Genomic DNA, 19,635 nt, shown 5'->3' on the forward strand with positions numbered 1-19,635 from the left:
TCCATAAAGGGTCAGAGGTTCCTGAAGGTAATATTTGGATAATTTATGCTTAATAGTTTACTGATCGTTCTTTTATTATGTGCAATTAGCGCATTTTTTTCGTTGTCAGAAATTTCACTGGCAGCTTCTCGTCGTATCAAACTCAAGTTAATGGCCGATGAGGGCAACATTAATGCGGCACGAGTCCTGAAATTACAGGAAATGCCCGGTATGTTTTTTACTGTGGTTCAAATCGGCCTAAATGCGGTCGCCATCTTGGCGGGGATTGTCGGTGAATCTGCCTTTTCACCTGCATTACAAGACATTTTTATTAATTTCCTTTCTCCCGAGTGGGCACAACAAACTGCATCTATTCTGTCATTTACCATTGTCACCAGCCTATTTATTTTAGTGGCAGACTTAACCCCTAAACGTATTGGAATGGTAAAACCCGAAGCTATCGCTGTACGGATTGTTAACCCAATGCGTTTGTGTTTAACCCTACTCAGCCCACTGGTTTGGTTCTTCAATGGCCTTGCTAACTTGATTTTCAAAATTTTCAAGTTACCCACTGCGCGTAATGAAGATATCACTTCAGATGATATTTTTGCTGTTGTTGAAGCAGGTGCTGTTGCTGGCGTATTGCGTAAACAAGAGCATGAGTTGATTGAAAATGTCTTTGAACTGGAATCTCGCACGGTTCCATCGGCAATGACCCCGCGTGAAAGTATTATTTACTTTGATAAAGATGAATCCGAAGAGAGCATCAAACACAAAATTTCAACCGAGCCACACTCCAAATTTTTAGTGTGTAGCGGTGATATTGATCATGTCATTGGTTATGTTGACTCGAAGGTCCTATTAAACCGTGTATTGAATGGCCAAAGTCTTAATTTACAAGATGGTGTTCATATTCAAAATGCCTTAATGATCCCTGATACGCTCTCTTTGTCTGACACTCTTGAGGCCTTTAAAGCTAATGGCGTTGACTTTGCGGTGATCCTCAATGAATACGCTCTCGTTATGGGGCTGATCACAATTAATGATGTGATGATCACGTTAATGGGGGATCTTATCGGGCCAGGCCAAGAAGAGCAGATCATCTCACGAGATGAAAACTCATGGTTAGTTGAAGGCGGAACCCCTATTGAAGATGTGCAACGTATTTTGGATATTGATGAATTTCCTGACGTTAGCAACTATGAGACCATTGCTGGTTTTATGATGTATCGCTTAAGAAAAATGCCAAAGCGTACTGATTATGTCAAATATGCGGGGTATAAATTTGAAGTGGTTGATATTGATAACTACAAGATCGATCAATTACTTGTTACCCGAGTCACAACACCGCCAGCAGCCGTCGTGGTTCAAGCAGGAAAAAGTAACGTGGAAACGGCTAACGCAGAACAACCAACACAACAAACTAAGCATTAATGCTTTACAGCGAAGCCGTTTCGCTTAACGCGCCACTCTATGTGGCGCTGTTTTTAGCTCAATAGCAATTTGCTATTTAGGCTAACAGCAACTACCCCAACTCAGACTGTAGTACCAATACTTGTTTGTTCACCTCACTCATCACATTGTAGTGGCGCTTGTCGCCCACCTTTGGTGGTAAGATTTTGCCATAATTAAACTCAAAAGCCCCAAAGCCTTTGATGTAGATACGACCACGGAATAGCGTTTTAACGTAGAGTGCAATTTTGGATGGGTTATAACGGTTAAATATTTTCATTAGAACTTTTCCTTTCCTTTTGTCTTACGATACTCTTCACTCATACCGCTCGTTAATAATAGACCAGGAATATTTACTTTGGTTCGATTATTGCAGTTTTATTCAATTCATTTACAGAAAATGACACTACAAACATTCTGTCAATAACCTCAAAAACTTTGTAGTTATGCTAAATTTTGCAAAAATGTTAATTTTGGTTTCACAACTCATCGGATGAGCTATGCTATAACTGTAAGCACAACACATTTTTGTGATGGTTCATTTCTCGTTGATGCATCAAAATATAACAAAAGAGGTAATATAATGATTAAGAAGAGTTTTTTATTTGCTTGCCTACTAACCCTCTCCTCTACCGCCTTGGCAAGCCAAATCCAACTTAACCAATCCGTTCCCCCTGTTTCAGTGACTGATAAAGGTGAAATGCAATTAAGTCCTGATGGAAAATTTTCTTATCAAGAATGGAAAAGCCAACAGCTACCTGGAAAAGTTCGGACAATTCAACATATTGCGGGGCGCTCTTCAGCTAAAGAACTCAATGCACCACTGATTGAAGCGATCAAAAAAGCCCGCTTTCCTCATGATACCTATCAAACAACCTCAATTATTAATGCCGATGATGCCATTTTCGGCACCGGTGTTTTTGTGAGTAATAGCGTTGAGGATAGCAAGAAAGAGTTTCCTTACTCACAATTTATTGTTGATAGTGATGGTGTCGTTAAAAAAGCATGGAGCCTCGCCCCTGAAAGCTCAGCGATTATCCTATTGAATAAAGAAGGAAAAGTACTGTATTTCAAAGATGGGGCACTGACTGAACCTGAAATTAATAAAGTGATAACCCTGATAAAAGCAGAACTAGGACAATAAATTTCACCCTCTCTAGTGCACGGAAATATTGCTGTCGTGCACATAGAGAATGGCATCGTATCGAGAGGCACAGATTTCCATACCAAGAGAGCGTTATTCTAAAGAAAGCGTATTACCTTTAAATTTACACGGTGAATAATTATTTGAAATATATTAATAACCAATCATTATGACCAATGTATTTTCACACAAAAACCGCCATTTTCACCATTCGTAAACGCTAATTTAAAATGATGTAATTCAGCGATACGTTTAACAATCGATAATCCTAATCCACTGCCCGTTTTTTCTTGCCCTGCTGGACGATAAAAACGTTCACCTAATCGCTTCAGCACCTCTAGCGGAACTCCCGCCCCATCATCCTTAATCGTTAGGTCATTATTATTTAATTCTATTTCAACTTTCCCACCCGTCTTCCCATAACGGATCGCATTATGCAGTATATTTCTCAGTAAGATAGCTAATAACAAACGTTGTCCTGTAAATGATGATGGTTCACTGAGCACACTGACATCAATGGTAACTTGTGCCGCCTTAGCCTCTAACTCAATGTCTTTAATTGATGACTGAATTAATGCAAGCCATGATAGCTGCTCAATATCGTCCAGTTGTGACAGTGATTCTAAGCGCGAAAGTGTCAGGAGTTGGTCAACAAGGCGTGTTGCTCTATCGATACCTTCGGATAAATTGGCCACCGCATGTTCGCGGATTGCCGAGTCTTGCCCTGCAATTTGCACGACTTCAGCCTGAACTTTAAGGGCGGCTAATGGGCTACGTAACTCATGTGCCGCATCGGAGGTAAATTGCCGTTCGCGGGCAAACATCGTCTGGATCCGTTCAAATAAGTGGTTAAGCGCATCTAACATAGGCTTAACTTCTGACGGCAAGCGTTCGACCTGAACCGACGTTAATTCATCTGGCCGCCGTTGATAGAGCTGAGTAGCCACTTGATGTAAGGGGCGCAATGCTCGGGTTAATAACCATAAAAATACAATCAACAGCGTCGGTAAAGCGATTAACCAAGGCAAAAACTGGGCAACCATAATGTCCATTGCCAGATCTTGCCGATACTCCCACTCTTGCCCTACTGCAATAATATATTGCCCTTCCGAGGACTTTAACCAGACAAAACGCCATTCATCATCACTCCCTTTAATTTTGCCTTCAGTAAAACCTTCCCGAGAAAAACTGAAGGGAATTTTACGCCCATTATCACCATCGTTGAGGACCATTTCGCCTTGAGGTGTAAAAATAGCGAATGCCAGTGCATCATCATCTTGATGGCCCCGATTTTTACGTAAGATTTTTTTCGTTTTTGCTAATGACGTATTATTAAAGTCAAGGTCAGAAGGTAATACGGATAAGCGTTTGGCGAAAACCATTTGCTGGGTATCAAATAATTCATTAATGGTTTTATAGGTTTGATGCCATGCGAGTAAACTCGCGATACCCCATGTCATTAAGGCAAGTAACAGCAGTATCAGCGTTAGCTTTAAACGTAAACTAAAGGTTTTCATACCGCTTCACCTAAACGGTAACCAACACCATGAACCGTCCGGATAAAACCCGATCCTAATTTGCGGCGTAAATGATGAATATGCACCTCAACAGCATTGCTCGATACTTCTTCATCCCAGTTATATAATTTTTCCTCTATCATCGTTCGGGACAAGACCTTATTTGGATTATGTAGAAATAGCGATAACAAGGATAACTCTTTGCTTTTTAATTCGATAAATTTACCATGACAAGTTACCGTCATCGCCACAGGATCCATTTCTACATCACCATGTTTGAGTATGGGTGATAACTGCCCGCTTCGCCGACGAATTAAAGCCTGTAACCGCGCGGCAACCTCAGCGAGGGCAAAAGGTTTACAGAGATAATCATCGGCACCTTGCTGTAACCCCTGAACACGCTGATCCAATGCATCTCTGGCAGTCAGTATGAGAACAGGCTCATCGCGCCCTTCTTGACGCCAATATTTCAAAATATCCATGCCGTCTAAACTCGGTAGAGAAAGATCGAGGATCACGGCATCGTATGGTGCATCAAGTAGCGCAACTTGCCCCTGTTTTCCATCAGTAAACCAATCAATGGTAAAGCCTAACTGGCTTAAGCCCACTTTTAAACCATCACCAATTAATCGGTCATCTTCTATCAGCAAAATACGCATGCTTCTCTCCTGTGTTAGCATATTATTATATTTATCCGATTCGTTTAGCGATGACCAGCTGTTATCGGCTAAATTTAAAATATATTTTTTTATGGGATTCCCTTAAGATCCTGTTAAGAATTTTTTGTTTTAATAGCTCCCGTAAACAAATTTTGGTAACCAAATGGAGAGGACCACTATGAAAACATTACCTTTAATTACCTTGATTGCGGCATTAGCTTCTGCACCAGTACTGGCTGTAAATGGTGGCTTTGATGGACCAGGTGCAACCCAAAATACCACCGCTCAAACTTCCCAATCAGGTGGTTTCACGGGACCAAGTAGTGGCGAAACCACTGTCGCTAAAGCATTAGATCTCTCTGATGATAGCTGGGTAATTCTGCGTGGTAATATCGTTAAACAGTTGGATCAGAAACATTATGAATTTACCGATGGTACAGGCACCATCAATCTTGAAATTAGTCCAAAAAGATGGAATGGCCTTAACGTAACGCCAAAAGATAAAGTGGAGATCCGCGGTAAAATTGACAAAGATTGGAACTCACGAGAAGTGGAAGTGAAACAGATCCAACTGATTAAATAACGTTGATTTGATAAGGTGGCTTGGCATCCAAGCTGCCTTATCTATCCTTTATTCCCTTCAATAGGGTGCAACTAGCATGATTTCCTATTTCGAGATATTGATGACAATGCTAGATTAACAGCTATCATCATTACGAAGGTCATATCATGTCGACTAAAATCCCTCAAGTTCGTAATATTCAAGAAACTTTGCTCTCTGATAATTGGTATACACTGAAGAAATACACTTATGAACTTCAGCGCCGTGATGGCAGTTGGCAACAACAAACCCGCGAATCCTATGATAGAGGAAATGGTGCGGTGATTTTGCTATACAATCGAGTGAAAAATACGATTGTACTGATCCGCCAGTTTCGTTTTCCTTTATATATTAATGGATACCAGCATTTACTCATCGAAGCCGCCGCTGGATTACTGGATAACGCCTCACCAGAACAACGTATACGTGCTGAAGCGGAAGAAGAAACCGGATTTCGTATTGAAAAAATTGAAAAAATTTTTGAAGCTTATATGAGCCCAGGCTCTGTAACTGAAAAACTGTATTTTTATATCGCAGAATATCATGACCAAGATCGAATTAGCTCAGGTGGTGGCCTTGCTGAAGAAGGTGAAGATATTGAGGTATTAGAGTGGCCATTTCCTAAAGCATTGGCCGCCATAAAAACGGGCGAAATTGTCGATGGTAAAACCATCATGCTTATTCAGCATCTTGCCTTAAATAATATTTTAACTCATTAAAAATAATGCTATTTATATTATTCTATTTTCCTTCTTGATTAGAATTAGGAAGGAAAATTAAATCGTGTTTATTTCTATTTATATTTTTTTATTTATTACGTTAATTTTCTATTTATTGATGTGTTGTTTGACCCATAATAAACAAAATAAATAGTTTATTTATTATCAATAAGTTACGTCACCATTTATTTTATTTTTTGTCATTCAAATAAATATCATCGGAAAACATCCTACCAATTCCTACAGTATTTATTTTAAATAGAATAGGATACAATAGTTGAATAGAATATTTATTCTAAAAGTACACTTATTTAGAGTTATCTTAATATGACTATTTGACAATATCTTTTGTTAAAAGTGCTTCATGTTTACCTATTAGCTTGTTTGTTCATCCATACAAAACTTAAGAGGTTAATAATATGATACGTTGTGTTCGTATGTGGACCGGTGAAGATGGTAATTCTCTGTTTGAAGAAGGCACGATTGAATTAAGTGGAGAAGCGAGAGGAGATAGCGAAACTCCTGCTATTGCCGTTAGTGAATTATCCTTCCGCGAAACCTCTTCAGGCGGGTCATGGGATTGGCACAAAGATCCTGTTCCACGTTATGTCATCACACTTACTGGTACTTTAGAGTTTGAAACCAAAGATGGTTCAACGTTTATTATTAAACCGGGTGATATTTTACTCGCCCAAGATAACACGGGAACCGGCCATAAATGGCGTTTAATCGGCGATGAACCATGGCGTCGCGCGTATGTTGTCTATCAAGAAGGCACTGAGCTGTGTTTTAAACCCTCTAAGTCTTAGGAGTTTTTAATGAGTAAGCCTATTTCAGAACAAGTAGATATCGCGCTCATCGGTGCAGGTATCATGAGTACTACCCTCGGCACTTTTTTAAAAGAACTTGAACCATCACTGAATATTGCGGTTTTTGAAAGACTGAATGACTGTGCGCAAGAAAGTTCTCATCCTTGGAACAACGCCGGTACAGGTCATGCTGCAAACTGTGAAATGAACTATACGCCACCGAATCCAGATGGCACGGTTGATATCAGTAAAGCCCTTGAAGTGAATACCGAGTTTGATCTGTCTCGCCAACTCTGGTCTTACTTAGTCACGAAAGGCAAAATCAAAGATCCCCGTGATTTCATCCATCCTTGCCCACATATGAGCTTTGTTTGGGGTGAAGATAACGTCAAGTTTTTGAAACAGCGCTATACCCAGATGTCAGCTCACCACTGTTATCAGAACATGGAATACACTGAGGATCCGCAAAAGATCAATGAGTGGGCACCACTGATCATGGAAGGCCGTGATCCAAAAGAAACCATCGCGATGACACGGGTTGCAACCGGTGCCGATGTGGATTACGGCGCGCTGACGCATCTATTAATGGAACAATTGAGCCAGCAGTCAGGTTTTGCTGTTCACTACAAACATGAAGTTATCGATATTAAAAGAGCCGCTGACGGCAGATGGAATATCGAAGTCAAAAACCTGCTCACTCATGAAAAAACCATTACGACTGCTAAATTTGTCTTTATCGGTGCAGGCGGACGAGCTATCGAATTACTCCAAAAATCAGGTATTCCTGAAGGTAAAGGCTATGGTGGCTTCCCTGTTAGCGGTATCTGGCTACGTTGTGATAATGAAGAAATTGCAGCTCGCCATCATGCAAAAGTGTATGGCAAAGCAGACAAAGGCTCCCCACCTATGTCCGTTCCACACTTAGATACACGTATCATTGATGGTAAACGCTCATTATTGTTTGGTCCTTATGCTGGATTTTCTAGCAAATTCCTCAAACACGGCTCTTATTTAGATTTATTTGAATCGGTTAAATTAAATAACATAGAGCCAATGCTTGCCGTTGCTAAAGATAACTGGGCGCTAGCTGAGTACTTAGTTGGGCAAGTGCTCCAAACTTCAGCCCACCAATTTGCTATGCTGCAACAATTCTACCCAGAAGCACAGCGTGAAGACTGGAAAGAAGTGGTTGCGGGACAACGTGTTCAGATCATAAAACCAGATCACGATAAAAAAGGTATCCTAGAATTTGGTACTGAATTGATTACCAGCGCAGATAAGTCACTGACTGTCTTGATGGGCGCATCACCGGGTGCTTCTACCGCTGCGTTTATTGCATTGAATGTCTTGAAGACTTGCTTTGCGGATCAGCTTAATTCAGATGGCTGGGAAGCGCGTTTAAAAGAGATCATTCCAACTTATGGAATTGATTTAAAAGTCGACGCAAAAGCTTGCTTAGATATTCGCGCTGCAACGGCAAAAGTACTCAAACTCGATAACTAATCGCGTTTTGTCGGGTAAATATACCAATTTACCCGACATGTTCTCATTTCCAGTCAGAACAAAGTTACACGGAAACCAGGGTTTAAAAAAGACTCTCGTGGGGTGTAATCTAGCGTTTTACCGTTCCAATCTAAAACCTTAGCACCGGATGCGATTGCCACAGCATGCCCTGCTGCCGTATCCCAAATATTGGTTGGCCCGAAACGCGGGTACAGTTGCGCTTTGCCTTCTGCCACTAAACAAAACTTTAATGAAGAACCAATTTCAACCGTTTCATGGCTTCCCATTTGAGCAAGATAATCGCGCAATTCACCATCTTGATGAGAGCGGCTGATCACTATGATAGGTGGCATTGAATCTTTAACATGAATCGGTTGCTTGTGCCCACCTTCTTCTTTCCACGCTTGATTACCTTCAGCGTAATAGAGTAACCCTTTGGCGGGCGCATAAACAACGCCCATAATCGGTATACCCTTTTCAATCAACGCAATATTGACTGTAAAATCACCATTGCGATGAATAAATTCTTTTGTTCCATCCAGAGGGTCAATCAACCAATAACGCTGCCAATTTTTACGTTCATCCCATGACGGTGGCGCTTCTTCAGATAATTGAGGAATATCGGGTGCAATACGTGTTAAACCGGCAGTAATAATGTTATGAGCAGCAATATCAGCCTCTGTCACAGGAGATTGATCGCTTTTATGATCAATATGTAACGGCTCTTGGCTGGTATAAATAGCCATAATGGCGGAGCCTGCATCGATAGCCAATTCGCAAATTTGTTTTAGCATGATTCACCTCTTTTCCATCACTCTGTACCTTTAGCTTAACAGCCATAGATCATTGGAACCACAGAAACCGTTCACACTTACCTTATCAATTTACATTATTTTCTTTCCAAGTAGTTTCAATTAATGAAAAGAATAGTGTTCTTGGGGAAATATTGCGTTATATCAGAAACAGCGCTTTATATTATGCTTTAGGTTTGATTTATCACTCGACATTTGCAATAGTAATATTGTTTAATCCATTGTTTTGTATCCATAAGAAACAAATAAGAGAGAGCGGTGAGCTTCTTTTAAAGAAAGGCAATTATAGATTGTGAATATATAAGAAGTGACTTTAGGTTTTTAGCGCTAATGCCGCTAAGAAAAATGCCTATATTTAGGCTCGATGACAACATTAAGGTAGCAAACTTTATACCCCATTCTCGAGTTGCAACAACGCATTATGATTTAATGCTATACAGAACAATAAGTAAAAATGACAATAAGCTTAATCGCATTTTTGAATAGGAATCTAACCTGCTATTTATATATCACCACTATCAATGATGTGATTCTCTAAAATTTAGGAATAAAAATGAGTCAATCAAATACAGCCAAGCTCTCTTTTTTTAGATTACCCGCCATATTTGTGAGTGTTTGGATCCTCACGGAGTACTTTTGGTTTTATAGCGTGACAATTCAACCATTATTATACGTACCGCCTCATTATTTAAATGCGATTATATATAGCCTAAGGGTAGAGTGGTTCATTAAGATTTTTATCTTCCTATTTTCCACTTGCCTTATCTTTTACTACACCAAATTGAACCAAGCTAACCTTAAAAATATCCTTATTGTTGCGGGTATTGCCATCGTCTACTTTTTTATTCTCAAATTTACGCAATACGTAAATGAGATAGCCATGCATAAGATGTTTGGAGAGGTACAGTTATATCATCGCCCTAGCTTAATATATACCTATAGCTTTTCCATTATATTTAACATTATCAACGTCTTGATACTTATTTTACTATTTATACCAAGAATATTTTTTTGTAAAAAAGCCCGTCATGATTTCGTATTAACAGAAAAAAATCATGGGTTAATTTACAATGCACTCTATACCATAACCATGCTATGTTTTACGCTTGTTATCGCCTCTCTCACGATATATTGCATTGCGTTACTCAAGGAAAATCAACTGATATTAAAAATTTTTTTGCTTCTGAGTTACCAAGCATCTGACATGTTATTTCCTGCAACAGCCGCTGCTATCGTTATATTGCTTTTAAGTATATATAGGTCAATTCCTTTCCAAGGAAATCAACTCAAGATAAAACGTTTAATGCTTCTTTCGTTCATTAATACCATCATACTACTGGCAATAATGAGCCTATTAGCTTTCTTACTGTATTTATCAATAGAGGTCTCTCAACAAATCACCACTTTAGATGAGTTATTTGTCATCGTTGGTTTTGTAATTTTTATTATCATTGCACGTCTTGTAAATAAACGGGTGTTTAGAACTAAAAAAGATTCCCCTTCAATAACACCTACAGCTTAAAACATAAAAAGGGCTTTGCGACCTTGCCTTCATCATAAAAAGGCAGGCCTGCAACGCCCTGATATTGGCTTAGTCAGTTATACTGACCGCCAAGATTACAGAATTTCGAGTAATTCGACTTCAAAGACTAGCGTACTGAATGGCGGGATAGATGCGCCTGCACCACGCTCACCATAAGCCAGCTCAGAAGGGATGTACAGTTCCCACTTAGAACCGACAGGCATCAGAGTCAGAGCCTCTATCCAACCTTGGATAACGCCACTCACAGGGAATTCTGCGGGTTGGCCACGTTGAACTGAGCTATCAAAAACAGTACCGTCAATGAGACGACCTGTATAATGGACGCGAACACGGTCAGTACGTGCAGGGATCGCACCTTCACCTTGGTTAATCACAGAGAATTGCAAACCAGAATCAGTGGTTGATACACCTTCACGCTTTTGGTTTTCTTCAAGGAATGCACGACCTTCAGCCGCCATGGCTTCTTGGCGAGAAGCACGGACTGCATCTGCACGCTCATGAATTTCACGTAGCGCTTTATGAAGTGCTTCAACAGGAACTGAAGGCATATTACCTTCTAACGCATCAGTGAGGCCTGCTAAAATAGCAGCAGGTTCTAGGCCTTCTAAACCAGACTCTAATAATTGCTGACCGATTTGTAAGCCAATACCATAGCTTGCTTGAGCTTCTACTGAATCAAAATTTGGGTTTGCCATGAAAATACCTGTATGGTTTTTGATAAAAAAGCAAGAATAACAGCCCCTACCTTATGGGTAAACCTAAACCATACCTCTGTGCGTTAAAAGTAAGCTATTTTGTATGATTCAGCTCAGTGTTCTCTGAAAAATAACCTAGGGTAATCAAATTACTAAAAATCAGTGCTACTATTCCTATCATCACAAATGAATTTAGTTCGTCACCGTTCGTTCCTCAATCAAGGAGGAGTCATGCTTAAATTTTCAAGATTTCATCGCATTGGTATCACTATCTTAGCGATTATCGTTATTGCAGCCCTTTTCTGGCCTACTGGTGATGAAAACCAAGGTAATAAAACACCTCAAAGTCAGCCACAGCCTATTGTTGTACCGCCACCAACGACTCCCGAGATAGTGACTCCCACACCATCAGAAGAACCAATAGATAACGGTCAAACGGAAGGTGCGCCCGCAGGCGTGCCTGCTGAACCAGAGATCATCCAAGAACCGCCAGTGGAGCAGACTCCACCTGAGGTTACATCACCACCAACGACCACCACACCACCAACGACCACCACACCACCAACGACCACCACACCACCAAAGCAGACACAACAGCCTGCAACTCGCCCTACAACCAATGAATGGCAAAACTATCAGATACAAAAGGGCAAAACATTGGCACAACTGTTTCGTGATAACCACCTGCAAGCCAATGATGCATTTGTTATGGCCCGTGTTGAGGGAGCGGAAAAACCTCTCAGTAGTTTACGGCAGGGTCAGAAAATACGTTTGAAGGCAAATGCAAAAGGGGAAGTACAGCTATTGGAGATTACGACCGCTGAAGGTAAAACATTTAGCTTTGCGCGTCTAAGTGATGGTAGTTACTACCGAACACCGTAGTTTGACTTGAACAAGCGCGATTACAGGCAATAAAAAACACCGGACTAGCCGGTGTTTTTTTTGTGCTATCGGAAAACCGATGGCACTACCATCATTTTTGATTACTCAGCAACGATGATAACGTTCAGCTCAGCAAAAACATCGCTGTGTAACTGGAAGTGAACTTCGTGGTCACCAGTAGTACGCAGAACGCCATTTGGTAGGCGAACTTCGCTTTTCGCGATTGCAACGCCAGCAGCAGTTACTGCATCAGCGATGTCACGAGTACCGATAGAACCAAACAGTTTACCTTCGTCACCCGCTTTAGAAGCTAGAGTAACAGAACCCAGCGCAGTAACAGCTGCTGCACGAGCCTGAGCTGCTGCCAGAACGTCAGCTAATTTAGCTTCCAGTTCAGCGCGGCGAGCTTCGAAGAATTCGATGTTTTTCTTAGTTGCAGGAACAGCTTTGCCCTGTGGAACTAAGTAGTTACGAGCATAGCCCGATTTAACGTTAACCTGATCACCCAGGCTACCTAGGTTAGCTACTTTATCAAGCAGAATAACTTGCATTACCTTATCCTCTTAAAGTCGTTAATGGACTGTACCAATTACTGATGACGATCAGTATATGGCAACAGAGACAGGTAGCGAGCGCGCTTGATAGCACGAGCGAGCTGACGCTGATATTTTGCACGAGTACCGGTGATACGGCTTGGTACAATTTTACCACTTTCAGTGATGTAGTTTTTCAGCGTTGCGATATCTTTATAGTCGATCTCTTGAACGCCTTCCGCTGTGAAACGGCAGAACTTGCGACGACGGAAATAACGTGCCATATGGCTAGTCTCCAGAATCTATCAAATCAATCTGCTCGGCATGAAGAACCAGTTTACTTAATCCATTGCGCCCTTGATGGGTACTAATAAAACCAGTGACTGTAATTCGACTGCCGACCGTTATACTGTGAGTATGGGCTTGTAAGGTTTGTCCGCTAACAATTATGGGCATTCTGCACCATGCTTGTCGGGTTAATCCTGCTTCCTGTTGTTGTGAACGATGTTCTAAAACAAACTGGCAGTGAGGGATACCCGACGGACTCACTTTTCGAATCAATGCTTTACAGACTGTGCCTGTGAGCACCAAACGATTAGTGAACACCTGCGCAATTACTCTTCAGAATCCCCAGCTTCTTCAGCTTCTTCATCCTGATATTCATCAGCCAGGTCACGGCTACGACGTTCGTCTTTAGCTTTAACCATTGGAGAAGCTTCTGTTACTGCGTGTTTTAAGCGCATAACCATGCTGCGGATAACGGCATCGTTGAAGCGGAAGTTAGTTTCCAGCTCATCAATCGCTTCCTGTGGAGCTTCTACGTTCAACAGAACATAGTGAGCTTTGTGCAGTTTATTGATTGGGTAAGCCAGTTGACGACGGCCCCAGTCTTCCAGACGGTGGATCTGACCTTGTGCGTTAGTGATTACAGCACTGTAACGCTCGATCATACCCGGAACCTGTTCGCTTTGGTCAGGATGGACCATAAAAACGATTTCGTAATGACGCATTAGTAGTTGCTCCTTACGGATTATTCAGCCTCCTGTCAGGGTTAACCGCGGCCCGCGGAGGCAAGGAACTTGTTGAGTGCGGCTAAAAAATTGACGCGTCACTATACCCATCCCCGAGAGAAAACTCAAGAGATGGCGACAAATATCACTGAATATTTATTATTCGGGTGACTTATCAGTACGTTGACGCACAGCTTCAAACAGGCAAATACCTGTTGCAACAGAAACATTTAATGAAGAAACCGTTCCCGCCATTGGGATGCTGATCAACTCATCACAGTGCTCACGGGTTAAACGGCGCATGCCTTCCCCTTCAGCTCCCATCACGAGTGCCATTGCCCCAGTTAATTTACTTTGATACAAGGTGTGGTCGGCTTCACCCGCGGTACCCACAATCCAGACATTGTACTCTTTCAATAAACGCAACGTTCTCGCTAAATTAGTCACGCGAATCAAAGGAACGCTTTCCGCTGCGCCACAAGCAACTTTTTTCGCGGTTGCATTAAGTTGTGCTGATTTATCTTTCGGCACAATCACTGCATGAACGCCCGCTGCATCTGCGCTACGCAAACATGCCCCTAAGTTATGAGGGTCTGTAACGCCATCTAACACCAATAGGAAAGGGGTTTCTGTATTTTCAAGAAAATCAGGCAAATCCCCTTCTTGATACTGCTTACCCGGCAATACTTTTGCAATGATGCCTTGGTGTACCGCACCTTCTGTTTGTGCATCCATCCATTGACGATTCGCGACTTGCACCACAATGCCAAGCGCTTCGATTTCATGAATAATCGGCATCAGACGGCGATCTTCGCGCCCTTTTAAAATATAGACTTCTTTGAGTCGTGATGCATCACGATCAAGTAGGGCTTTCACCGCATGAATGCCGTAAATAATTTCGCTCATAAATCTCTTTTTTGTTGATGGAATTCAAGGTGGCATGACGCCACCTTAGTTAACTCAGCGGATCCATTACCCTTCTTGTTTTTGGGCTTTTTTCGCTGCGCGTTTAGCTTTTAATTTTGCACTAATTTTCTTGGTTTTATCAGAGGCTTTTTTCCCTTTAGCCTTATTATCTGATTTTTTATCTGTTTTCTTGCCTTTCTTCTCTGAACGACGAAAAGCTGAATCAGGCTCGAAGTTTTTATCTTTGCTCACATCACCACGTTTACTGCGTGCTGATTTAGTTGCATTTTTAACTTCTTTTTTCATTCTATCACGTGCTGTTTTACCGGGATTCTTGGCTTTACGCGTAGTTGAAATCAATGCGAAATCAATGGTACGTTCATCCATATGCACCGCTTCAACGCGAATCTCCACTTCATCGCCAAGTCGATAAGTGGTTCCGGAAGACTCACCAATCAAGCGTTGTCCCACCGCATCATAACGGTAGTAATCATTATCTAGCGTCGATACATGCACTAAGCCATCAATAAACAGGTCATTTAAGCGAACAAAGAAACCAAAACCTGTCACGCTGGTAATTAGCCCTGTAAAGACTTGACCGACTTGGTCTTGCATAAAGTCACATTTTAACCAATCGGCGACATCGCGTGTCGCTTCATCGGCACGGCGTTCCGTCATGGAACAATGCTCTCCGAGCTGTAACATGCTATCCATATCAGAATGCCAGCCACCTGTCGGCGTCCAACGATGATCGGAGTGCCCACGTTCTTTCGCAAGTAGGTATTTAATCCCTCTATGCAACGTTAGATCAGGGTAACGGCGGATAGGTGACGTAAAATGCGCGTAGGATTTTAAAGCCAGCCCAAAGTGACCGCGATTTTCAGGATCATAAATCGCCTGCTTCATTGAACGCAAGATCATCGTTTGCAGTAATTCATGGTCAGGACGGTCAGCAACCTCATTCATGACTTGAGCATAATCTTTCGGCTCAGGCTTCATGCCACCTGGTAGCGTTAAGCCCAATTCACTAAAGACGGAACGTAAGTTCATCACGCTCTCTTCTTTTGGGCGATCATGCACACGATACAGTGCAGGCTCTTCATTTTTCTCAACATAGCGAGCCGCTGCGATGTTGGCTAGAATCATACACTCTTCAATCAGTTTATGAGCGTCATTACGCTCTACAGGCTCGATGCGTTCTATACGGCGTTCAGCGTTAAAGATGAATTTTGCTTCTTCTGATTCAAACGAAATTGCACCACGTTCAATACGTGCATCATCCAGAGCTTTATAAAGCGCATGTAATTGCTCAATATGCGGAACCAATGCCTTATAGTGTTCACGCAACTCCTCATCACCTTGTAAAATCTTCCATACTTTGGTGTACGTCAGCCTTGCGTGTGAATTCATCACGGCTTCATAGAATTTGTAGGAAGATAGGCGACCTGACGCAGATACCGTCATTTCACACACCATACAAAGGCGATCAACACCTGGGTTCAGTGAACAGAGGCCATTTGAGAGCACTTCTGGCAGCATAGGTACCACTTGCGAAGGAAAATAGACGGAGTTACCCCGACTACGTGCTTCATCATCAAGTGCAGTTTGTGGACGAACATAATAACTTACATCAGCAATCGCCACCCATAAACGCCACCCCCCTCCTTTTTTCGGAGCACAATGTACGGCGTCATCAAAGTCACGAGCATCTTCACCATCAATCGTCACAAGGGGTAAATCACGTAAATCGACACGCCCTTTTTTTGCTGATTCAGGAACCTGCTCACTTAAATCCGCCACCTGTTTTTCGACTTGAGGTGGCCATGAATGTGGGATTTCATGAGTACGCAAGGCAATCTCAACTGCCATACCTGTACCCATACTTTCGCCTAATACTTCAATAATATGTCCAACCGCTTGAGAACGGCGCTGTGGTCTTGTGACCAATTCAACCACCACCACGTTACCCATACGAGCACCGTTGATTTGGTCTTTAGGAATTAAAATATCAAAACTTAAACGGCTATCATCAGGAACCACAAACCCCATCCCTGATTCAATAAAATAGCGCCCAACAATTTGATTGTTACGAGGTTCAAGTACACGAACAACACGCACTTCAGTGCGCCCTTTACGGTCTTGACCATAAGGCTGTGCTAAAATGACATCGCCATGTAATGCACGTTTCATCTCATCTTGTGATAGGTAGTAGTCTTCTTTTTTACCTTCAACGCGCAAGAAACCATAGCCATCACGGTGGCCTATCACTTTGCCTTTAAGTAAATCTAAACGCTCTGGTAGCGCATAGCATTGACGGCGAGTAAACACTAATTGCCCATCACGCTCCATCGCTCGTAAACGGCGGCGTAAGGCTTCTAACTCTTCTTCTGAAGAGAGATTCAATAATTGTGCTATTTCTTCGCGCTTTGCAGGGGCCGAGCGTTTAGTGAGGAGTTCGAGTATGAATTCTCTGCTAGGAATTGGGGATTCGTATTTTTCTGCTTCTCTTTCCTGAAAAGGATCTTGTGACATCGTTACCTCCGTTGTCATCAGAATTTGCTATTACTGCGTTGTCTAATCGAGCAGTAATTGATAAAGCGGACTGTTATCTTTAACCATGTCAGCTAGCGTATGTTTATCGAGTTCCTTTAAAAACTGTTGTATCGCCTGATGAAGTACACCCTTCAAACGGCAGGCGGGTGTTATATGGCAAAACTCACCACTGCAATTCACTAACGTGAGGGGCTCTAGTGCTCTGACAACGTCCCCGATCCGGATGGTTTCTGCGGGTTGTCCAAGCGTTATCCCACCATTTTTACCACGAGTCGCTTTAACATAGCCAAGATGGCTGAGTTGATTGATAATCTTAACCATATGATTGCGGGAGACACCATAGACGTCAGTGACTTCTGTGATACTGGTCATTTTCCCTTCAGGGAGTGATGCCAAATAAATCAGAGCACGTAACCCATAATCTGTAAAACTCGTTAGCTGCACAATCACCTCAAAATTTTTGGCTTAGCCAATGGTTATCTCACCACTTCTCTCTTATTAAACTCAAATTATCACGAAATGGTATCCATATTGTTTGCGCTAGGCCAAAATAACCTAAGGATATCTTTCAAATAATTCAAGTTATACTCGGCACGGTACATGTTCCGTACCTCATGTTGACCTTGCTTCAAAAGGCAAACAAATTAATGCCAATAGGCTTCATCAAATCAAGCCGCTCTTCAACGCTCAACAAAGACATTCACGTTAACAACAATAACCTAGACGATAACGAATGCCATTACGTCTGCATTTGACATCATCAAATACCGTTTATTCTAGTTTAGCTTACTATGCAGGAAACATGTCGGTTTTCAGAGCGAGATAAACACTCCTACCATCTCCTGTTTTTGCCTATCGATGCAAGCCAGATACTGACAAACAAATAATATCAAAGAATAATCGAACACATAATAGCACAGATTCCTTAAGCCACTCGAGATTCCTGACTCACTCCCTATTGTCTATACTGTTTGAACAAGAGTGAGTTGAATCGATAGGCTGCTTATCACTTTTAACATCAAATCTTTTTATTTTTTCCGTTTTACAATGAACAGTCGGCACGCTAAGTAGGTGATATAGGACGTTATGGAACAAATTATCGAAATTTATGATTTTATATCAGGGAACACCTTATTAATGACAGCGATCTTAGTCGTCGTTTTACTGCTGACATGGATCGTTGGCAAAGTCATTTTCTTACGATTTGCCAGAAGGTTATTACCATTATTAACCAATTTAACTGACGATGACTTAATTGATGGCGTTGCACGAAAAATTGCATCCATTGTTGCCGTCACTTTTGTGCTTTATCTCAATCAGATGCTGCCTTCATTTTCTGATGAAGTGAATATCACCTTTAAAACCATCTGTTGGGCGTTGATTATTATTAATGTTGCCGCTCTGATAAACGATGGCTTAGATGTTTTTATTCTGCGCCAAGCCAAAAAGACCCTGCATCGCAATAACTCAATAAAAGGCTATATCGAGATCGCAAAAATTATTGTATGGATAATTTCATTTATCTTGATCATCGCCCTAATGACCGACCAATCACCGATCATTATTATTTCGAGTTTTGGTGCTATTGCCGCAGTATTAATGTTTGTCTTCCAGCATACATTGCTATCATTTGTTGCCAACATACTTGTATCAAATGGTAAGGTACTGAAACTTTACGATTGGATTGAATTACCAAGCAGTAATATTAGTGGCGAAGTAATTGATATCGCCTTGCATACGATCACCGTTCGAAATTGGGATAATACGATTTCACGTATCCCGACAAAGGATTTTTTGACTGAAAAATACACTAACTGGCAACCCATGTTTTCATCGGGAGGTCGTCGCATCAAACGCAGTTTTTACATTGATCAATCTTCAATTTCATTTGCCACTGAAGCTTTATTTAATGAGCTAAAAAATACAGCGCCCTTACGCCAAAGTATAGAAAATATGCTAGAAGCACGAAGTGACATCACTAATATCAATGAATGGATGATTAATAATGGTGTAACGAACCTACAACTATTCAGAAAATATATTTTGAATTGGATAAAAATGCGTGGTGATGTTAGGACTGATATGTACTTAGTCATAAGAACGATGCCACCAACCCCCAACGGGTTACCCGTCGAAATTTATTGTTTCACTCGCTCAACGACTTGGGTTGAGTATGAGGAAGTACAATCTGAAATTTTTGAATATGTTAATGCTTCAGCAAAATACTTTAAGCTAAGAATTTACCAACACCCATCCGGCAGTGATCTGGCGAATTTAAAACGTGAATAACCAATAACAAAAAACACCGAATAAATCGG

General features: G+C 41.5%; 21 protein-coding genes. 9 read left to right on the forward strand and 12 right to left on the reverse strand.

The window, feature by feature from the left end:
- Positions 1 to 45: 45 nt before the first annotated feature.
- Positions 46 to 1,413, forward strand: coding sequence for a hemolysin family protein (locus tag G3341_RS17870; protein WP_154624528.1), 1,368 nt, complete (start codon positions 46 to 48; stop codon positions 1,411 to 1,413).
- A 91-nt stretch (positions 1,414 to 1,504) separates the two neighbouring features.
- Here G3341_RS17870 and G3341_RS17875 read toward each other — a convergent pair whose 3' ends face one another.
- The gene (locus G3341_RS17875; RefSeq protein ID WP_014657315.1) at positions 1,505 to 1,711 is read right to left on the reverse strand and encodes a DUF1107 domain-containing protein; all 207 of its coding nucleotides are present in this window, start codon (positions 1,709 to 1,711) and stop codon (positions 1,505 to 1,507) included.
- Positions 1,712 to 2,014: 303 nt separating this feature from the next.
- Here G3341_RS17875 and G3341_RS17880 point away from each other — a divergent pair, with 303 nt between their 5' ends.
- Complete coding sequence (locus tag G3341_RS17880; protein ID WP_163863209.1) at positions 2,015 to 2,575, forward strand: YtfJ family protein; 561 nt, start codon at positions 2,015 to 2,017, stop codon at positions 2,573 to 2,575.
- 167 nt (positions 2,576 to 2,742) lie between these two features.
- Here G3341_RS17880 and qseC read toward each other — a convergent pair whose 3' ends face one another.
- Both qseC and qseB read right to left on the reverse strand, forming a co-directional pair.
- Positions 2,743 to 4,092 (reverse strand): quorum sensing histidine kinase QseC, encoded by a 1,350-nt coding sequence (gene qseC / locus G3341_RS17885; protein ID WP_163863211.1) that lies wholly within the window; start codon positions 4,090 to 4,092, stop codon positions 2,743 to 2,745.
- Positions 4,089 to 4,751 (reverse strand): quorum sensing response regulator transcription factor QseB, encoded by a 663-nt coding sequence (gene qseB / locus G3341_RS17890; RefSeq protein ID WP_154624525.1) that lies wholly within the window; start codon positions 4,749 to 4,751, stop codon positions 4,089 to 4,091. The genes qseC and qseB overlap by 4 nt, the downstream gene beginning before the upstream one ends.
- A gap of 178 nt (positions 4,752 to 4,929) precedes the next feature.
- On the opposite strand from qseB, the gene G3341_RS17895 reads away from it, so the two are divergent.
- The 4 genes from G3341_RS17895 to mqo all read left to right on the forward strand — a co-directional run bounded on the left by G3341_RS17895 (position 4,930) and on the right by mqo (position 8,383).
- Entirely contained in the window at positions 4,930 to 5,334 is a 405-nt protein-coding gene (locus tag G3341_RS17895) for a YgiW/YdeI family stress tolerance OB fold protein (RefSeq protein WP_154624524.1), read from the forward strand.
- Between the two features lie 146 nt (positions 5,335 to 5,480).
- Positions 5,481 to 6,071 carry an NUDIX domain-containing protein gene (locus tag G3341_RS17900; RefSeq protein ID WP_163863213.1) on the forward strand — a complete coding sequence of 197 codons (591 nt, stop codon included), beginning with the start codon at positions 5,481 to 5,483 and terminating at the stop codon, positions 6,069 to 6,071.
- Positions 6,072 to 6,490: 419 nt separating this feature from the next.
- Positions 6,491 to 6,880, forward strand: a complete 390-nt coding sequence (locus G3341_RS17905) for a hypothetical protein (RefSeq protein WP_154623671.1) — start codon at positions 6,491 to 6,493, stop codon at positions 6,878 to 6,880.
- A gap of 9 nt (positions 6,881 to 6,889) precedes the next feature.
- Positions 6,890 to 8,383 (forward strand): malate dehydrogenase (quinone), encoded by a 1,494-nt coding sequence (mqo, locus tag G3341_RS17910; protein WP_154623672.1) that lies wholly within the window; start codon positions 6,890 to 6,892, stop codon positions 8,381 to 8,383.
- A gap of 53 nt (positions 8,384 to 8,436) precedes the next feature.
- Here the strand turns inward: mqo and cysQ are convergent, their stop codons facing one another.
- Positions 8,437 to 9,177, reverse strand: coding sequence for a 3'(2'),5'-bisphosphate nucleotidase CysQ (gene cysQ / locus G3341_RS17915; RefSeq protein ID WP_154623673.1), 741 nt, complete (start codon positions 9,175 to 9,177; stop codon positions 8,437 to 8,439).
- Between the two features lie 571 nt (positions 9,178 to 9,748).
- Here cysQ and G3341_RS17920 point away from each other — a divergent pair.
- On the forward strand, positions 9,749 to 10,717 hold the full coding sequence (locus G3341_RS17920) for a hypothetical protein (RefSeq protein ID WP_154635666.1): 969 nt from the start codon (positions 9,749 to 9,751) through the stop codon (positions 10,715 to 10,717).
- A 95-nt stretch (positions 10,718 to 10,812) separates the two neighbouring features.
- On the opposite strand, the gene fklB is transcribed toward G3341_RS17920, so the two are convergent.
- Positions 10,813 to 11,433, reverse strand: a complete 621-nt coding sequence (gene fklB, locus G3341_RS17925; protein WP_154622444.1) for an FKBP-type peptidyl-prolyl cis-trans isomerase — start codon at positions 11,431 to 11,433, stop codon at positions 10,813 to 10,815.
- Positions 11,434 to 11,664: 231 nt separating this feature from the next.
- Between fklB and G3341_RS17930 the strand changes: the two genes are divergently transcribed.
- Positions 11,665 to 12,315 carry a LysM-like peptidoglycan-binding domain-containing protein gene (locus tag G3341_RS17930; RefSeq protein ID WP_163863215.1) on the forward strand — a complete coding sequence of 217 codons (651 nt, stop codon included), beginning with the start codon at positions 11,665 to 11,667 and terminating at the stop codon, positions 12,313 to 12,315.
- A 101-nt stretch (positions 12,316 to 12,416) separates the two neighbouring features.
- Here the strand turns inward: G3341_RS17930 and rplI are convergent, their stop codons facing one another.
- The 7 genes from rplI to nsrR form a co-directional block, all read right to left on the reverse strand.
- Positions 12,417 to 12,866, reverse strand: coding sequence for a 50S ribosomal protein L9 (gene rplI / locus G3341_RS17935; protein ID WP_154622442.1), 450 nt, complete (start codon positions 12,864 to 12,866; stop codon positions 12,417 to 12,419).
- Positions 12,867 to 12,904: 38 nt separating this feature from the next.
- Positions 12,905 to 13,132 carry a 30S ribosomal protein S18 gene (gene rpsR, locus G3341_RS17940; protein ID WP_000135199.1) on the reverse strand — a complete coding sequence of 76 codons (228 nt, stop codon included), beginning with the start codon at positions 13,130 to 13,132 and terminating at the stop codon, positions 12,905 to 12,907.
- 4 nt (positions 13,133 to 13,136) lie between these two features.
- Positions 13,137 to 13,454: a primosomal replication protein N gene (gene priB, locus G3341_RS17945; RefSeq protein ID WP_163863218.1), complete on the reverse strand. Its 318-nt coding sequence runs from the start codon at positions 13,452 to 13,454 to the stop codon at positions 13,137 to 13,139.
- A gap of 8 nt (positions 13,455 to 13,462) precedes the next feature.
- Positions 13,463 to 13,858 (reverse strand): 30S ribosomal protein S6, encoded by a 396-nt coding sequence (gene rpsF, locus G3341_RS17950; protein WP_154622441.1) that lies wholly within the window; start codon positions 13,856 to 13,858, stop codon positions 13,463 to 13,465.
- A 159-nt stretch (positions 13,859 to 14,017) separates the two neighbouring features.
- Entirely contained in the window at positions 14,018 to 14,764 is a 747-nt protein-coding gene (gene rlmB, locus G3341_RS17955) for a 23S rRNA (guanosine(2251)-2'-O)-methyltransferase RlmB (RefSeq protein ID WP_154622440.1), read from the reverse strand.
- Positions 14,765 to 14,830: 66 nt separating this feature from the next.
- Complete coding sequence (gene rnr / locus G3341_RS17960) at positions 14,831 to 17,296, reverse strand: ribonuclease R (protein ID WP_163863220.1); 2,466 nt, start codon at positions 17,294 to 17,296, stop codon at positions 14,831 to 14,833.
- 42 nt (positions 17,297 to 17,338) lie between these two features.
- On the reverse strand, positions 17,339 to 17,761 hold the full coding sequence (nsrR, locus tag G3341_RS17965; protein ID WP_163863223.1) for a nitric oxide-sensing transcriptional repressor NsrR: 423 nt from the start codon (positions 17,759 to 17,761) through the stop codon (positions 17,339 to 17,341).
- Positions 17,762 to 18,403: 642 nt separating this feature from the next.
- Between nsrR and G3341_RS17970 the strand changes: the two genes are divergently transcribed.
- Positions 18,404 to 19,606, forward strand: a complete 1,203-nt coding sequence (locus G3341_RS17970; protein ID WP_154622438.1) for a mechanosensitive ion channel family protein — start codon at positions 18,404 to 18,406, stop codon at positions 19,604 to 19,606.
- Positions 19,607 to 19,635 lie beyond the last annotated feature (29 nt).

Source organism: Providencia vermicola (assembly GCF_010748935.1).
In the GTDB taxonomy this organism is placed as follows: Bacteria; Pseudomonadota; Gammaproteobacteria; order Enterobacterales; family Enterobacteriaceae; genus Providencia; species Providencia zhejiangensis.